Raw genomic sequence first — 15,548 nt, forward strand, 5'->3', positions numbered from 1 at the left:
CGATGATCCGTAAGCACTTCGCCGGTTTCGCCGCCAGCGCACTCGCTCTGGCCGTTTCCGCCCAGGCTTTCGCCGGCACCGTCACCACAGACGGCGCTGACATCGTAGTCAAGACCAAGGGTGGCCTGGAAGTCGCCACGACGGACAAGCAGTTCAGCTTCAAGATTGGCGGTCGTCTGCAGGCCGACTACAGCACCTTTGACGGTTTCTACACCGACAGTGGCGACGCTGCCGATGCCGCCTATTTCCGTCGCGCCTTCCTTGAGATTTCGGGCGTTGCGTACAGCGACTGGGAGTACAAGTTCAGCTACGACTTCGCCCACAATGCCGGCAGCTCCGAAGACGGTTATTGGGACGAAGCCTCCATCACTTACACCGGCTTCGATCCGATCAACGTCAAGATGGGCCGTTTCGACCCTGACTTCGGTCTGGAGAAAGCCACCAGCTCCAAGTGGGTCACCGCTCAAGAGCGTAACGCCGCCTATGATCTGGTTGACTGGGCCAACGGTCACCAGAACGGCATGGGCATTCAGCTCAACGGCACCGCTGGCGACTCCTTCTACGCGTCGGCCGGCCTGCATGCCAAGGACCAGAACGACGAAGACGGCAACAGCGTCAAGCAGTTCAACCTGCGCGGCGTCTTCGCGCCGATGCACGAGTCGGGCAACGTCCTCCACCTGGGGCTGAACTTCGCCCAGCGCGACCTGGACGACACCGCGGTCGACACTCGTATTCGCAGCCGTCTGGGCATGCGTGGCGTGAGCACCGCTGGCGGCAACGATGCTGGCGACGAGGGCAACCGTCTGCAGCTGGCTGGCGACGACGGCCTACCAGCCGGTTCCTACGGCGAAGACAAGGCCTTCGGCGTGGAAGCCGCCTGGGCGATGGGCCCGCTGTCGGTACAGGGCGAATACATCAAGCGCGACCTGCAAGCCGATGACGCCGCCTACGAAGACATCGAAGCCACTGGCTACTACGCCCAGGTCGCCTACACCCTGACCGGTGAAGCTCGTACCTACAAACTCGGCCGCTTCGACTCCATCAAGCCGCAGAACAAGCAGATTGGCGCCTGGGAAGTGTTCTATCGCTACGACAACATCGAGGCTGAGGATGACACCGTGGGCATCGATCCCACCGCCGATGTCGAAGGCAAGGTGCACAACATTGGCCTGAACTGGTACGCCAACGAGAACGTCAAGCTCAGTGGTTACTACGTGAAAGCCAAGGTCGACAACTCCGAGAACGCTAACGGCGATGACGACGGCGACGGCATGGTGTTCCGCGCGCAGTACGTGTTCTAACGCAACACCGTTACATCCGTAATGCTCCTCTTCTAGCCCCGCTTCGGTGGGGCTTTTTTTCGTACGGCTTACGCGCCAGACTGACGCATATGCCTATCCAAACCATTTCCCGCCTCGCCGACCTCGATCCTGTTCGTTGGGATGCCATGCTCGGTAGCAATCCCCAACCGTTCCTACGACACGCCTTTCTGTCCTCGCTGGAAGACAGCGGTAGTGTCGGTGGTCGCAGCGGGTGGCGACCGCAGCATCAGTTGCTCAGCGACGCGCAGGGTGAAGTTATCGCCGCGCTGCCGCTGTATCGCAAAACCAACTCCAACGGCGAATACGTGTTCGACTGGGCCTGGGCTGACGCCTGTCACCGAGCCGGGATCGAGTACTACCCCAAGCTGCTCTGCGCGGTGCCGTTCTCACCGGTGACCGGGGCGCGCCTGCTGGGCGATCGCAGCGCCGCTGGGCAACTGCTCGATCAACTCTGTTCCGGACTTGTCGAGCACGGGCAATCGAGCCTGCACGTGAATTTCACCGAGGCGGATGCTGACGCCGTATTTCACGGGCGTGACGGTTGGTTGGAACGCATCGGCTGTCAATTCCACTGGCACAACCGTGGCTACCGGGACTTTCAAGACTTCCTCGACGGCCTCACTTCGCGCAAACGCAAGCAACTGCGCAAGGAGCGCGAGCAGGTGGCGGGACAGGGGATCGAGTTCGATTGGCGCGACGGCCATCAGGTCAGCGAGGCCGAGTGGGATTTCGTCTATGCCTGCTACGCCAACACTTACTACTTGCGCGGTCAGGCGCCTTATCTGACGCGTAGCTTCTTCAGCCTGCTAGCCGAGCGCATGCCGGAGGCGATTCGTTTGGTACTGGCGAAGCAGGGCGGACGGCCGGTGGCCATGGCCTTCAGCCTGATCGATACGCAGGGGCTTTACGGTCGTTATTGGGGCTGTTTGGCCGAGTTCGACCGGCTGCATTTCGAGACGTGTTTCTATCAGGGCATCGACCAGGCCATTGCTGCCAAGCTGCCCCGTTTCGATGCTGGGGCGCAGGGTGAGCACAAATTGATTCGTGGATTCGAGCCGGTAATCACCCGATCCTGGCATTACCTGGCGCATCCGGGGCTGCGCGCGGCGGTAAGCGAATTTCTGGAGCAAGAGCGCCTCGGCGTACTGCGTTATGCCGAGTCGGCGCGCGATGCGCTGCCTTACCGCCAGCCGGACTGAGCGCTTATCTTGCCTTTGGCGCCGCGCTGACACCTTCGAGGGTGGCGAAAGAGGTGTCCTTGGCCGTCAGCAGGAAATCACGCATGAATGGCGAATCCAGCATGTCGGCGCGAATGCCTGCGAATAGCGTGGCGAACAGGCCCTTCTCGCCCAGACGCTTGGCGGTGACGTAGCCACGCGCGCTGTATTCATGCAACGCCCAGTTCGGCACGCAGCAGACGCCGCGGCCCGAGGCGACCAGCTGCATCATCATCACCGTGAGTTCCGAGGTGCGGACCTGCGCCGGCTCGACGTCGGCCGGCTCCAGGAATCGGGTGAAAATATCCAATCGGTCGCGCTCCACCGGGTAGGTGATCAGCGTTTCGCTGGCCAAATCTTCGGCGCGTACATAGGGCCGGGCCGCCAGCGGATGTTGATTGGCGACCGCGAGCAGCGCTTCATAGGTGAACAGCGGGACATAAGTAATGCCTGGCAGCTCGATGGGGTCGGACGTCACCACCAGATCCAGATCGCCACGCGCCAGCGCAGGTAACGGGGCGAAGGAAAAGCCCGAAGCCAGATCAAGCTCGACTTCCGGCCAGGCATCGCGGAATTGATCGATCGTTGGCATCAGCCATTGGAAGCAGCTATGACACTCAATAGCCATATGCAGACGTCCAGCGGTGCCGCCGGCCAGTCTTGCCAGGTCACGCTCTGCGCTGCGTAGTTGCGGCAGCAGGCTGTCGGCCAGCTGCAACAGACGCAAGCCGGCGCTGGTGAAGCGTACGGGCCGAGTTTTGCGCACGAACAACTGCAGGCCCAGACGTTCTTCCAATTCCTTGAACTGATGCGAGAGCGCTGACTGGGTCAGGTGCAGGCGTTCCGCCGCTTCGACGAGACTGTCTGTCTCGCGTAGTGCATGAAGGGTTTTCAGGTGACGAATTTCCAGCATGCCCGGCTTCCTGCGATTACGTGCGATCAAGCCCCCTGAAGAAAGAAGGGCGTTCAATCAGAATAGGCTAGCGACTTGAGTGCAGCTCATTGTGAATGGCGAAGTGTGTCTTAGCGCGCTCATGATTGTCGAGCCGGGAAAAGCGGCTTGGATGGGAATCCGTAGATCTAGCCGCGACGTCGCTTAAGATGAGCATATCTAAAGATGAAAGATAATAACCTGAGTTTGTCTCATCACGGGCGCGCCGCCCACAATTCGCCATCGAATCGAAATGATGGAGATTGTTATGGCTGTTGCTCACTCCTTGGGCTTCCCGCGCATCGGCGCCGACCGTGAACTGAAAAAAGCGCTCGAGGCATATTGGAAAGGTGATCTGGACGAGCACGGGTTACGCCAAGCCGGCCGCGATCTGCGTGCCGCTCACTGGCAATTGCAGGCCGACGCCGGTATCGAATTGCTGCCGGTCGGCGATTTCGCCTGGTACGACCAAGTGCTGACGCATTCTTTGATGTTTGGCGTAGTACCGGAGCGCTTTCGACCGCTCGATGGCCAGCCGACTCTGGATACGTTGTTCACCATGGCGCGCGGCGTGATCAGGAGCTGCTGTGGCGGTGCGCAGGCGCAGGAAATGACCAAGTGGTTCGATACCAACTACCACTACCTGGTCCCGGAATTCACTATCGATCAACAATTCCAGCTGTACTGGACGCAATTGTTCGAAGAGGTCGAAGAAGCCCAGGCGCTGGGGCACGCCGTCAAGCCAGTGCTGATCGGCCCGCTAACCTACCTTTGGCTGGGCAAGGCTAAAGGGGATGCGTTCGACAAGCTGGAGCTGCTCGACAGGCTGCTACCAATTTATGGCGAAGTGCTTGATCGGCTGGCGGCACAAGGTGTCGAGTGGGTGCAGATCGATGAGCCGGTTCTGGTGTTGGATCTGCCGCAGGATTGGAAAAACGCGTTCGAACGTGCCTACAACCTGTTGCAACGCGCACCGCTGAAGAAGCTGGTCGCGACCTACTTCGGCGGTCTGGAAGACAATCTGGGGCTAGCCGCCACGCTGCCTGTGGATGGTCTGCATATCGACCTGGTGCGCGCGCCAGATCAGTACCCGGTAATCCTGGATCGCCTACCGACTTACAAAATTCTTTCTCTCGGCCTCGTCAACGGGCGCAACGTCTGGCGATGTGATCTGGACCAAGCGCTGAATGTGCTACAGCATGCCGCCGAACGCCTGGGCGAGCGGCTGTGGGTCGCGCCGTCCTGTTCGTTGCTGCATACGCCAGTGGATCTGGCGCGAGAGAATCAACTGGATGCCGAGCTCAAGAGCTGGCTGGCCTTCGCGGTGCAGAAATGCGCCGAGGTCGCGGTTCTGGCGCGTGCGGTCGACCAACCGAAAGATGCCGAGGTGCAGGCAGCGCTGCAGCACAGCCGCGCGGTCCTGGCCAGTCGAGCGCAATCGCCGCGGATTCATAAGCCCGAAGTACAAGCGCGGCTGGCGGCAATCAAGCCGCGGCACAGTCAGCGGCAGTCCAGTTTCGCCGAGCGTATCGAGAAGCAGCGTGTACGCCTGAATCTGCCGTCGTTTCCGACCACGACCATCGGATCGTTTCCGCAAACTCCGGCGATTCGTCTGGCGCGGCAGGCATTCAAGCAGGGCAAGCTGACGCAAACTGATTACACCGAGGCGATGCAGGCTGAAATTCGTCATGCAGTGGCGGTGCAAGAGCAGCTGGGGTTGGATGTGCTGGTACATGGCGAGGCGGAGCGCAACGACATGGTCGAGTATTTCGCCGAACAGCTGGACGGCTATGCCTTTACCCGTTTCGGATGGGTGCAGAGCTACGGCTCACGCTGCGTTAAACCTGCAGTGATCTATGGCGATCTGAGCCGCCCAGCGCCAATGACGGTGGAGTGGATTCGCTACGCACAGCGGCAGACCAGCAAAACCATGAAAGGCATGCTGACTGGGCCGGTGACCATGCTGATGTGGTCGTTCACTCGCGACGATATCAGCCGCGAGCAGCAGGCACAGCAACTGGCGCTGGCGATCCGTGACGAGGTCTGTGACCTCGAAGCGGCGGGAATCAAGATCGTGCAGATCGATGAAGCGGCGTTCCGCGAAGGCCTGCCGCTGCGCCGTGCCCAATGGCGTGGTTACCTCGACTGGGCAGTGGAAGCGTTCCGTCTGTGCGCCAGCGGCGTACGGGATGAAACGCAGATCCATACGCATATGTGCTACAGCGAATTCAACGATGTGATCGAGTCGATCGCCGCGATGGATGCCGATGTCATCACCATCGAGACCTCGCGCTCGCAAATGGAACTGCTCGAGGCATTCCGCGCGTTCGACTATCCCAACGATATCGGCCCTGGTGTTTATGACATCCATTCGCCACGGGTGCCGGATACCCATGAGATGGTGCAGTTACTGGAAAAAGCCCGCGAGCGAATCCCTGCCGAGCGGCTCTGGGTCAACCCTGACTGCGGCCTGAAGACTCGCGGCTGGGCGGAAACCGAAGCGGCGCTGGTGAATATGGTTGCGGCGGCACGGCAGCTGCGCGCGACGCACGAGAACGGGGTGGCCTGACGCTGATGCGTCTCCCCAGATGTGCACCGCCTCGTTCTCACGGGTAAGGCCCGCTCCTTACAAAAGCATGCGCTGGCCGCTTTTTGTAGGAGCGAGCTTGCTCGCGAATGTGCTTCGCTGCGCTGAGCCGCCAGGCACCGCTGCACCTACGCCGCCTGGGAAGCGGTCAGATCGCCGCGTTCGTTTCATGGTGTTTTCGGCTAATGTATCCATCATTTGTTAACCGACCGCCATCGCCGCCATGACCCCCGCCATCGATTTGTTGAAAAAAGCCAAGGCCGAACACCGCATTCACAGCTACGAGCATGACCCGAAATCCGCTTCCTACGGGCTTGAAGCTGCGGAAAAGCTCGGCCTGGAGCCCGCACGCGTGTTCAAGACACTGTTGGCCTGCAGCGAAAAGCATGAGCTACTGGTCGCCGTGGTGCCCGTCGGCGGCAGCCTTGATTTAAAGGCGCTGGCGCAGGCCGCTAAGGTGAAGAAGGTCGACATGGCCGATCCGATGGCAGCGCAAAGGGCGACGGGTTATCTGGTTGGCGGCATCAGCCCGTTGGGCCAGAAGAAACGCCTGCGTACCTTTATCGACAATTCGGCGCAGGCACAGCCGAGCATCTATGTCAGTGCTGGTCGACGTGGTCTGGAAGTGGAGCTGGCAGCGCAGGTACTGGCCGAGCACACTGCAGGCAGCTTTGCACCGATCGGCAGGCCTTGAGCCGTCGCGCTATAACGGCGGGAGGATTTCACCGAGGTCGGTGGAGTTGATGCCGGGGATGTGAATCTCGCTGTGCACCAGCTGCTGGCCTTCCATCTGCGGCTGGGTCACCCAGGTCAGAATGTCGTAATAGCGACGGATGTTGGCCACGAAATGCACCGGCTCGCCGCCCCGTGCGTAGCCATAGCGGGTTTTGCTGTACCACTGCTTCTCCGCCAGACGCGGCAGCATCTGCTTCACGTCCAGCCACTTGTTAGGGTCCAGCCCCTCGGCCTCGGTCAGCTTGCGCGCATCTTCCAGATGCCCGCCACCAACGTTGTAGGCGGCTAGTGCGAACCAGGTGCGATCGGGCTCCTTGATGCTGTCCGGCAGATTGGCATGCACCTGCGCGATGTACTTGCCTCCACCCTGAATGCTCTGCACCGGATCGACTCGATTGGTGACGCCCATGGCCTTGGCGGTATTGAGGGTCAGCATCATCAGGCCGCGCACGCCGGTTTTCGACGTGGCTTCAGGTCGCCAATGGGATTCCTGATAGCCGATCGCGGCGAGCAGACGCCAGTCGACGCCATGAGCTTTGGCGGTTTCGCGAAAGGTTTTCTCGTAACGCGGCAGGCGTTGTTGCAGATGTTTGGCAAAGGCGTAGGCGCCGACATAGCCGAGTACATCGACGTGGCCATAGTAGCGTTCGCGCAGGCGCTGTAGCGTGCCGTTTTCCCGAGCCTGATCGAGGAACTGGTTGGCGGCCTCAAGCACGCTATTGTCCTCGCCCTTGCCGAAAATCCAGGACAGGCTGTTCTGCTCGCCCAGGTCGAAGGCCACGCGCGCATTAGTGAAGTACACCTGGTTGAGCGCGAGCTCGTTCGACTCGACCAGCGTCAGGTCGACCTGGCCTTCATCGACCATGCGCAGCAGGTCGACCACTTCCACCGCGTCGGATTCCTCATAGCGCAACTCTGGCAGCTCGACCTGCAACGCCTTGAGCTTTTCCGCCTGGCTGCTGCCCTTGAGGACCAGGATACGCTTGCCGACCAGATCTTCGGGCTGGGTCGGACGGCGCTGCCCCCTGCGGTAAACGACCTGAGTGGTGACATCCAGATAGGGCTTGGTGAAGCGTGCGATATCCTTGCGCCCTTCGCTGGCAACCAGGCCGGCCGCCGCCAGGGTAGGGCCGCCAGGACGGTTGAGGCGGGTGAAGATTTCTTCGATATTGTCAGCGGTTTCGATTTGCAGCTTGACGCCGAGGTGGCTGGCGAAGCGCTTGACAAGCTCGTACTCGAAGCCGGCTTCGCCGTTGCGATCCTGGAAATAGGTGGACGGGCTGTTGCGGGTGATCACGCGCAGTACACCTTCCTCCTTAATACGCTCGAGCGCGCTGGGCGGTTCGGCGCAGCTACTGAGCATCAGGAAGAGTCCGGTCGCCAGCAACCAGGAGGTGCAGCGCTTGCGGAACGCAGTTTGGGCAAACATCGGCGCAGTATACGCAAAGGCGAACCGCCACCATATCTGGACAGGATCGATGGACTTTGCTAAGCGAAGCGGCAAATCCTCTCCGATCCAGTGCCGCTCGGGTCTTGGCTGATGCCGCGACAGCGACAGCAAATGTGTCCGAAAGTTACTGCTGCGTTGAGCCCTATGCCTGTCGCATGACGGGTTCGGCTGTTCGTATTCATCCTTGCCGCCCGCGGGCGACCTTGCTCTGGCTGGCGCGGACCGGGAAAATTCTTCGCCGCGGTGCCGGTGGAACGGTATCTGCTTTCCCTTCACTCTGAGAGACCACACTGGATGAGCCTCGCTGCTGCCAAACCCTGGTTCGTCTATCTGGTACGGGCCGCCAATGGTTCGCTGTACTGCGGTATCAGCGACGATGCCAATCGGCGCTTCGCCGTCCACCAGAGCGGGCGGGGCGCGCGCTTCTTTCATTCGAGCCCGGCGGTGGAGCTGGTCTTTGTCGAGGCGTGCAGCAATAAGGGTGACGCGCTGCGTCGCGAGCGCGCCATCAAGCGGTTAAAGAAATCTGCCAAGGAGGCATTGGTCATCGCGTACAGCAGCGGCTCGGTGAATATCCCGGTAATCAGCTGAACGGGTAGGCTGCCTCGGCCGGGCCGAGTAAGCTGCCGGTCTACCTACAAGACTGGCGGAGCCTGCAATGCATGAACTGATTCTGCACCACTATCCCACTTCTCCCTTCGCGGAAAAGGCGCGTCTGATGCTGGGTTTCAAGCAGCTTTCCTGGCGTTCGGTACAGATACCACCGGTGATGCCCAAGCCTGATCTGACCGCGCTGACCGGTGGTTATCGGCGTACGCCAGTGCTCCAGATTGGTGCCGATGTGTATTGCGATACCGCGCTGATGGCCCGCCGCCTCGAAGCCGAGAAAAGCACGCCGGCCTTGTTCCCCGAAGGGCACGAATTCGTAGCTGCGACGCTGGCACAGTGGGCTGACTCGGTGTTGTTCCTGCATGCTGTGAGTCTGGTTTTCCAGCCCGAATCCATGGCCCTGCGCTTCGCTCAGGTACCCAAGGAGTTTATTCAGGTCTTCAGTAAGGACCGCGCCGCATTGTTCGGCAGTGGTCCGGTGTCACGCATTCCGCTGGAGCAGGCCAAGAGCCACTGGCCAGTATTGATGGCTCGCCTGCAACAACAGCTGGCGCGCGAGAACGGAGAGTTTCTGCTGGGCAGCGTGCCTTGCGTAGCCGATTTCGCCGTCGCCCATTGCCTTTGGTTCCTTAAGGGCACACCGGTTACCGCGCCGCTGGTAGATGACTATCCGGACGTTGCCGCCTGGCTTGGCAAAGTATTGGCTGTCGGCCATGGCTCGCTTTCCGAGCTGTCTGCCGAAGAGGCCGTGGCAATCGCCCGCAGTTCCACTCCAGCTGCCTTGCCGGACGAGGCGTTCTTCGAGCCCAACGGTTTCCAGGCCGGCCAGCAGGTGACGATTTCCGCCGTGGATTACGGCACCGATCCTGTCGAGGGTGAGCTGGTGTTTGCCGGCGTCGAGGAGTTGATCCTGCGCCGCGAAGATGAGCGTGCCGGGGTGGTACACGTGCACTTCCCGCGTATCGGTTATCGCATCGACGCCCGTTGATGCGCAGGATCCGCGGATCGGTCATTGCCGGTCCGCGGGTCGCTTTGCTGTGGCCTGTCGCTACAGTGCGATGAACCGCAGGTGGCGGATCAGTCCTTGCGGCGCTTGAGCTGGTCGGCCAGCTGCGTTGGCAGCTGGCGGATGATCAGCATGTTGCGAGCTTCGTCGTATTCGATTTTCGAGCCGAGCAGATGCGATTCAAAGCTGATCGACAGTCCCTCGGCGCGTCCGGTGAAACGCTGAAACTGGTTTAGGGTGCGCTTGTCGGCCGGAATTTCCGGCGAGAGACCGTAGTCCTTGTTGCGGATGTGCTCATAGAAGGCGCGCGGTCGCTCTTCGTCGATCACACCGGACAGTTCCTCCAGCGACATCGGCTCGCCGATCTTCGCCTGGCTGCTGGCATAACCCACTAGTGCGCTGGTTTTCTCGCGGGCTTTTTCTTCCGGCAGGTCTTCGCTCTCGACGTAGTCGCTGAAGGCCTTGAGCAGCGTGCGGGTCTCGCCGGGGCCATCGACGCCTTCCTGGCAGCCGATGAAGTCGCGGAAGTATTCCGAGACCTTCTTGCCGTTCTTGCCCTTGATGAACGAGATGTATTGTTTCGATTGCTGGTTGTTCTTCCACTCGGACAGGTTTATCCGCGTCGCCAGGTGCAGCTGACCGAGATCTAGGTGCTTGGCTGGTGCGACATCCAGCGAATCGGTGACCGTGACGCCGTTGCTGTGGTGCAGCAGGGCGATCGCCAGGTAATCAGTCATGCCCTGCTGGTAATGGGCGAAGAGCACGTGGCCACCGGTTGAGAGGTTCGACTCTTCCATCAGTTTTTGCAGATGTTCCACCGCCTGCCGGCTGAATGCGGTGAAGTCCTGGTTGCTTTCCATGTACTGGCTGAGCCAGCCGCTGAACGGATAAGCGCCGGATTCGTCGTGGAAGTAGCCCCAGGCCTTGCCTTGCTTGGCGTTATAGCTCTCGTTGAGATCGGCCAGAAGATTTTCGATGGCCTGGGACTCGCTCAGCTCCGAGTCTCGAGCATGAAGTACGGCAGGGCTACCGTCCGGCTTTTTCTCGATCAGATGAACAATGCAGTGGCGAATGGGCATGAGGTACTCGCGTCGGGTGAGGCAAATAGGCGGCAGTTTAACCGAGCAGTCGTGCCTGCCGCTGGGCAAAAAAAGTGGATGCGGTCGGGTGGCCTTATGCGAGTAAGATGGATCCTTCCGTTTTTGCTAAGTGTGTCGACGATGAACTCGATATGGCGCAACAGTACGTGGATCCTGCTGGGTGGTTCGTTGATCTTGGCCGTCTCGCTCGGCACGCGGCATGGTTTTGGTCTGTTTTTACCGCCAATGAGCGCGGAGTTCGGCTGGGGGCGTGAGGTCTTTGCCTTCGCCATTGCCTTGCAAAACCTGATCTGGGGGCTGGCGCAGCCGGTCACCGGCGCGCTGGCCGATCGCTTCGGCGTTGCCCGCGCGGTACTGCTCGGCGGAGTGCTCTACGCTGCGGGTCTGTTGCTGATGGCTGGTGCGGACTCGCCAGCGTCGCTCTCGCTGAGCGCCGGGCTGTTGATTGGCCTTGGCCTTTCCGGTACCTCGTTTTCGGTGATTCTCGGTGCGGTCGGCCGCGCGGTGCCTGCCGAGAAGCGCAGCATGGCGATGGGTATCGCCAGTGCTGCGGGATCCTTTGGTCAGTTTGCGATGCTTCCCGGCACGCTCGGCCTGATCGGCTGGCTGGGTTGGTCGTCGGCGTTGCTGGCGCTGGGGCTGCTGGTGGCGCTGATCATGCCGTTGGCGCTCATGCTGCGCAGCGGGCCGCCCGCACCGGTGACTGGTCCGCAGCAATCGCTGGGTGAGGCGTTGCGCGAGGCCGTCAGTCATCCCGGTTTCCGCCTGCTGGCGCTGGGTTTCTTCGTCTGCGGTTTTCAGGTGGTGTTCATCGGCATACATCTGCCAGCCTATCTGGTGGATCAGCGTTTGCCGGCGGCGGCGGGCACCACGGTGCTGGCGCTGGTCGGGCTGTTCAATGTGGTCGGCACGTACACGGCGGGCTGGTTGGGTGGCTGCTACTCGAAGCCCAAGTTGTTGACGGCGCTCTATCTGCTCCGGGCCGTGGTCATCAGCGCGTTCTTCTTCGCCCCGCTGACGCTCTGGACCGCCTATGCCTTCGGCATCGCGATGGGCCTGCTGTGGCTGTCCACGGTGCCGCTGACCAACGGTACGGTGGCGACGCTGTTCGGCGTGCGCAACCTGTCGATGCTTGGCGGACTCGTTTTCCTTTTCCATCAGATCGGCTCGTTCTTCGGCGGCTGGCTGGGTGGCTGGGTGTATGACCAGACCGGCAGCTACGATCTGGTCTGGCAAATTTCGATTGCGCTCAGTCTGATGGCCGCCGCGCTGAACTGGCCGATTCGCGAGCAGCCCGTCGAGCGCGTGCGTCTGGCGGCCGGAGCGCCGGCGTGATGCGTGCCGGATGGCTGTGGACAGGCGGTGCCGTGTTGGCGTCGCTGCTGCTGTTGGTAGCTTGGTGGGGCTGGCAGCAGGGTGGGCTGGCGTTGCTCCAGTTGGGCGTGGGAATCTGTTGATCGACCGATCTGGTAGTTTTTGCGGGCTTTATGGAATCAATTCGTCGCAGATGGCTCCAACAAGCGAGACGAATAAAAGCTGTCGCAGAATCGTAATCAAAGCCCTGTAAAAAGCTGCGGCATGCAGTTATCTGGAGCTACCGAACCATGTCCACTCTTACCGAACTCGCCCAACAGATCGCCCAGCTCTACCCGTTGCAGGACAAGCGTGTCGGCAAGCGCTACCGCGTGGTCGGAGAGCTCGCCGGCATGACCGAGCTGGAGGAGATCAACGGCGAACCGCGTTATATCCAGACCATGGCGCTGAAAAACAAGCAACTCTGGGACGTGGCTGTCTGAGCTATGCCCAGCGTGCGCGACGCGAACCATGGTGATGCTGCAGCGATAACCCGCTTGCTTGCCGACCTTGGCTATCCCGCAGCCGATGCCTTCATTGACCGTCGCATACTGCAGCAAATGAGTCACGACGATGCCTGCCTGTTGGTGGCCGAGGGCGATGGCGGCGACGTGCTCGGGTTCATCTCTCTGCATTTCATCTTGCAACTGGCACTTGCCGGCGACTTCTGCCGAATCAGTTACCTCTGTGTCGATTCGGCGGCACGTGGCCTGGGTATCGGTGCGCTGCTGGAGCGGGCGGCAGAAGATCGTGCCCGAGTCCGCGGCTGTGATCGTATGGAGCTCCATTGCGATACACGCCGCGAAGGTGCCCATCGTTTCTATGCGCGACTGGGTTACGAGGATGCGCCAAAGTACTTTCGTCGCTCGCTGAACTGATCAGCCCGGTTGGCGATTCCAGTGCGTTGTGCGCCATTCGCTTTGCTGTTCTTCGCTTAAAAAAGTCCAGGCGACAAAACGGCTGCGTTTCTGCCCTTGCGCCATCTCGATGACGCGAATCGCTGAGGCCCCCAGCTTCTTCAGCTTTGCCTGCAAAGGTGCGACGTTGCTCGCTTTCGAAACGAGCGTGCTGAACCAATAGACCTGCTGCGCCACGGCTCTGCTCTCATCCGCCAGCCGAGCAACAAATGCCGCCTCACCCCCTTCGCACCAGAGTTCTGCCGCCTGACCGCCGAAGTTGAGTGCTGGCAGCTTGCGCTTTGGGTCGAGCTTGCCGAGATTCCGCCATTTGCGCTGGCTGCCGCTGTTGGCCTCGGCCTGCGACGCATGGAACGGCGGGTTGCACAGGGTGATGTCGAAGCGATCGCCAGCCTGTAACAGACCCTCAAATATATGCCGTGGATCAGGCTGTTGGCGTAGCGCGATGCTTTTGTCGAGTTTGTTTGCGGTGACGATGGTGCGTGCTGAGGCCAGCGCTATGGGGTCGATGTCCGAGCCGGTAAAGCACCAGCCATATTCGTGCAAACCGATCAGCGGATAGATGCAGTTGGCGCCAGTACCGACATCTAAGGCATGGATAGCTGAACCGCGTGGAATCTTGTCGGCATTACCGTCGGCGAGCAGGTCAGCCAGTCCATGCAGATAGTCGGCCCGGCCAGGTATCGGTGGGCACAGATAACCCGGCGGGATATCCCAGTGAGCGATGCCGTAGAACCGCTTGAGCAGTGCACGGTTGAACACGCGCACCGCATTTGGGTTGGCGAAATCGATGCTCTGTTTGCCATAGGGATTGAGTATCACGAATTCCGACAGCTCCGGGCTGCCGGCAAGCAGTGCGGGAAAGTCGTAGCGCCCCGTATGGCGATTGCGAGGGTGCAGTATGGCCTTGTCGTTGGCGGGCTTGGCGGCGCGTGAGGCGGCGTTGGTTGATTTCGGGGCGGGCATGATCGGGCGCTGGTATCGATGAAGAACGGCATTGTCCCACAGCTTTCAGTCGCGGCGTGGCACCAGCAGCATCCAGATCAATCCCCAAAGCAGCGCGCCGGCACCGAGCCAGAAGGCGCTGTGCAGCGTGCCACCCATGTTCAGCCAGACCCCGGTGAGCCAAGGGCCGGCCAGCTGGGTCAGGCTGTAGAGCGCAATCAGCGCTGCGGAAAGTCGCGGCCCCTGGTGCGGGTGCAGCGCGCGGGCCAGACGCTGGGTTAGCAATACCGTGCCGAGAAAGGTGCCGCCGACCAACACGGCGCACAGCAGGATGCCCGGCGCACCCGGTAGCAATAGCGCCGCCAGGACGCCGGCCAACTGGGTGACATAGCTTAAACGCAGGGCCCGGATATCGCCGAGCAGGGCGCCGAGACGATTCCACAGCCAGGGTGAGGGGAGCGTCGCGACTGCGACCACCAGCCAGCTGCTTTCGATAAGCGAGCTGCCGGGTTCGACCTGGAGGCGCGCCACCATGGGTAGGAAGGTCATCGGCAGGATGTAACCCATCCCGGCGCCGGCATAGGACAAAAACAGCGGTGTGCTGGCGCGATCCAGCAGGCGGCCGCTGAGTTGTTCCGGTTTTTCGGCAGGTATTTCCTCGGGCATATCCAGTCGCGCCAGTTGCCGCCAACCCCACCATGCCAGAGGAATCGAAAGCAGCGCCGCGGGCCACCAGCGTTCGGCCCCCTCCAGTAAGCCATTGCTAACGCTTACCAACAGGCTGGAAAGAATCAGCCCCACGCAGACGCCCAGATAGACAAGCCCACTGGAAGAAACGCGACGATGGCGCGCCAGCCATTCGAGGATCAACGACGGCGCCTGGACGAAAACCAGCCCGTTGCTGATGCCGTTGAGCAGGCGTAGTGCAGAAAGAGCTTCCGCCGATTCGGCCTGAGTTTGCGCCAGCGTACTAAGCACATGCAGCGCCAGTGCCCAGGGTAGGCTCCTACGAATCTGCGTGACCCGGTGCCAGCGCAAGGCGAGCAACGCGCCGATGAGATAGCCCAGATAGTTCCAGCTGGCGATGTTCGCCCCTTGTTGCACCGTTAGTACGCCGTCTTCCACCAGCCAAGGCAGCAGCGGGGTATAGACGAAACGGCCTAACCCATGGACTACCAGTAGCAGCGTAGCTCCGGCCAGCAGAACCGGGAATAGAGCGGGGCGTTCGGACATCGAGGCGGACCATGCTCGCGAAAAGGACCACAGCTTAGCGGTCGCCGCGACAACCAGCCACCCTACCGATGGCTAGTGCTGGCGGCGTTGACTGTTCAGCAGGGCGGCGCCGCGGCTAGCATCAGCGGTACGGTGAATAGGCG

The 15,548-nt window shown here is 61.0% G+C and carries 15 protein-coding genes; 10 read left to right on the top strand and 5 right to left on the bottom strand.

The annotated features are described in order from the left end of the window. The first annotated feature begins 2 nt into the window (after positions 1–2). Positions 3–1,301: an OprO/OprP family phosphate-selective porin gene (locus D7241_RS02325; protein ID WP_255980986.1), complete on the top strand. Its 1,299-nt coding sequence runs from the start codon at positions 3–5 to the stop codon at positions 1,299–1,301. Positions 1,302–1,390: 89 nt separating this feature from the next. Further along, the gene (locus D7241_RS02330; protein WP_408100146.1) at positions 1,391–2,521 is read left to right on the top strand and encodes a GNAT family N-acetyltransferase; all 1,131 of its coding nucleotides are present in this window, start codon (positions 1,391–1,393) and stop codon (positions 2,519–2,521) included. 4 nt (positions 2,522–2,525) lie between these two features. Here D7241_RS02330 and metR read toward each other — a convergent pair whose 3' ends face one another. Next, on the bottom strand, positions 2,526–3,452 hold the full coding sequence (gene metR, locus D7241_RS02335) for a transcriptional regulator MetR (RefSeq protein ID WP_255980982.1): 927 nt from the start codon (positions 3,450–3,452) through the stop codon (positions 2,526–2,528). 286 nt (positions 3,453–3,738) lie between these two features. Between metR and metE the strand changes: the two genes are divergently transcribed. Both metE and ybaK read left to right on the top strand, forming a co-directional pair. Then, complete coding sequence (metE, locus tag D7241_RS02340; protein ID WP_408100147.1) at positions 3,739–6,039, top strand: 5-methyltetrahydropteroyltriglutamate--homocysteine S-methyltransferase; 2,301 nt, start codon at positions 3,739–3,741, stop codon at positions 6,037–6,039. 241 nt (positions 6,040–6,280) lie between these two features. After that, positions 6,281–6,751: a Cys-tRNA(Pro) deacylase gene (ybaK, locus tag D7241_RS02345; protein ID WP_408100148.1), complete on the top strand. Its 471-nt coding sequence runs from the start codon at positions 6,281–6,283 to the stop codon at positions 6,749–6,751. A gap of 9 nt (positions 6,752–6,760) precedes the next feature. On the opposite strand, the gene mltF is transcribed toward ybaK, so the two are convergent. Next, complete coding sequence (mltF, locus tag D7241_RS02350; RefSeq protein WP_408100149.1) at positions 6,761–8,221, bottom strand: membrane-bound lytic murein transglycosylase MltF; 1,461 nt, start codon at positions 8,219–8,221, stop codon at positions 6,761–6,763. A gap of 315 nt (positions 8,222–8,536) precedes the next feature. On the opposite strand from mltF, the gene D7241_RS02355 reads away from it, so the two are divergent. Both D7241_RS02355 and D7241_RS02360 read left to right on the top strand, forming a co-directional pair. After that, positions 8,537–8,833, top strand: coding sequence for a GIY-YIG nuclease family protein (locus D7241_RS02355; protein WP_255980974.1), 297 nt, complete (start codon positions 8,537–8,539; stop codon positions 8,831–8,833). A 67-nt stretch (positions 8,834–8,900) separates the two neighbouring features. Beyond that, positions 8,901–9,839, top strand: a complete 939-nt coding sequence (locus tag D7241_RS02360; protein ID WP_408100150.1) for a glutathione S-transferase family protein — start codon at positions 8,901–8,903, stop codon at positions 9,837–9,839. A gap of 89 nt (positions 9,840–9,928) precedes the next feature. Here D7241_RS02360 and yejK read toward each other — a convergent pair whose 3' ends face one another. Further along, positions 9,929–10,936: a nucleoid-associated protein YejK gene (gene yejK, locus D7241_RS02365; RefSeq protein ID WP_408100151.1), complete on the bottom strand. Its 1,008-nt coding sequence runs from the start codon at positions 10,934–10,936 to the stop codon at positions 9,929–9,931. Positions 10,937–11,077: 141 nt separating this feature from the next. On the opposite strand from yejK, the gene D7241_RS02370 reads away from it, so the two are divergent. The 4 genes from D7241_RS02370 to D7241_RS02385 all read left to right on the top strand — a co-directional run bounded on the left by D7241_RS02370 (position 11,078) and on the right by D7241_RS02385 (position 13,188). Further along, positions 11,078–12,292, top strand: a complete 1,215-nt coding sequence (locus D7241_RS02370) for an MFS transporter (RefSeq protein WP_272887349.1) — start codon at positions 11,078–11,080, stop codon at positions 12,290–12,292. Continuing rightward, positions 12,289–12,414: a hypothetical protein gene (locus tag D7241_RS02375; RefSeq protein WP_408101217.1), complete on the top strand. Its 126-nt coding sequence runs from the start codon at positions 12,289–12,291 to the stop codon at positions 12,412–12,414. Before D7241_RS02370 ends, D7241_RS02375 begins: the two co-directional genes overlap by 4 nt. A gap of 147 nt (positions 12,415–12,561) precedes the next feature. Continuing rightward, on the top strand, positions 12,562–12,753 hold the full coding sequence (locus tag D7241_RS02380; protein WP_045163170.1) for a hypothetical protein: 192 nt from the start codon (positions 12,562–12,564) through the stop codon (positions 12,751–12,753). A gap of 12 nt (positions 12,754–12,765) precedes the next feature. Beyond that, positions 12,766–13,188 carry a GNAT family N-acetyltransferase gene (locus D7241_RS02385; RefSeq protein ID WP_408100152.1) on the top strand — a complete coding sequence of 141 codons (423 nt, stop codon included), beginning with the start codon at positions 12,766–12,768 and terminating at the stop codon, positions 13,186–13,188. On the opposite strand, the gene rlmF is transcribed toward D7241_RS02385, so the two are convergent. Next, positions 13,189–14,193 (bottom strand): 23S rRNA (adenine(1618)-N(6))-methyltransferase RlmF, encoded by a 1,005-nt coding sequence (gene rlmF / locus D7241_RS02390; RefSeq protein WP_408100153.1) that lies wholly within the window; start codon positions 14,191–14,193, stop codon positions 13,189–13,191. Between the two features lie 45 nt (positions 14,194–14,238). Then, positions 14,239–15,405 carry a YbfB/YjiJ family MFS transporter gene (locus D7241_RS02395; RefSeq protein ID WP_408100154.1) on the bottom strand — a complete coding sequence of 389 codons (1,167 nt, stop codon included), beginning with the start codon at positions 15,403–15,405 and terminating at the stop codon, positions 14,239–14,241. Positions 15,406–15,548: the final 143 nt, after the last annotated feature.

It is taken from the genome of Stutzerimonas sp. VN223-3 (assembly GCF_045999685.1).
Lineage (GTDB): Bacteria > Pseudomonadota > Gammaproteobacteria > Pseudomonadales > Pseudomonadaceae > Stutzerimonas > Stutzerimonas stutzeri_AR.

Coding starts and splice junctions, on each gene's coding strand:
- D7241_RS02325 (WP_255980986.1), top strand. CDS start 3: ATGATCCGTAAGCACTTCGCCGGTTTCGCCGCCAGCGCACTCGCTCTG.
- D7241_RS02330 (WP_408100146.1), top strand. CDS start 1,391: ATGCCTATCCAAACCATTTCCCGCCTCGCCGACCTCGATCCTGTTCGT.
- metR (WP_255980982.1), bottom strand. CDS start 3,452: ATGCTGGAAATTCGTCACCTGAAAACCCTTCATGCACTACGCGAGACA.
- metE (WP_408100147.1), top strand. CDS start 3,739: ATGGCTGTTGCTCACTCCTTGGGCTTCCCGCGCATCGGCGCCGACCGT.
- ybaK (WP_408100148.1), top strand. CDS start 6,281: ATGACCCCCGCCATCGATTTGTTGAAAAAAGCCAAGGCCGAACACCGC.
- mltF (WP_408100149.1), bottom strand. CDS start 8,221: ATGTTTGCCCAAACTGCGTTCCGCAAGCGCTGCACCTCCTGGTTGCTG.
- D7241_RS02355 (WP_255980974.1), top strand. CDS start 8,537: ATGAGCCTCGCTGCTGCCAAACCCTGGTTCGTCTATCTGGTACGGGCC.
- D7241_RS02360 (WP_408100150.1), top strand. CDS start 8,901: ATGCATGAACTGATTCTGCACCACTATCCCACTTCTCCCTTCGCGGAA.
- yejK (WP_408100151.1), bottom strand. CDS start 10,936: ATGCCCATTCGCCACTGCATTGTTCATCTGATCGAGAAAAAGCCGGAC.
- D7241_RS02370 (WP_272887349.1), top strand. CDS start 11,078: ATGAACTCGATATGGCGCAACAGTACGTGGATCCTGCTGGGTGGTTCG.
- D7241_RS02380 (WP_045163170.1), top strand. CDS start 12,562: ATGTCCACTCTTACCGAACTCGCCCAACAGATCGCCCAGCTCTACCCG.
- rlmF (WP_408100153.1), bottom strand. CDS start 14,193: ATGCCCGCCCCGAAATCAACCAACGCCGCCTCACGCGCCGCCAAGCCC.
- D7241_RS02395 (WP_408100154.1), bottom strand. CDS start 15,405: ATGTCCGAACGCCCCGCTCTATTCCCGGTTCTGCTGGCCGGAGCTACG.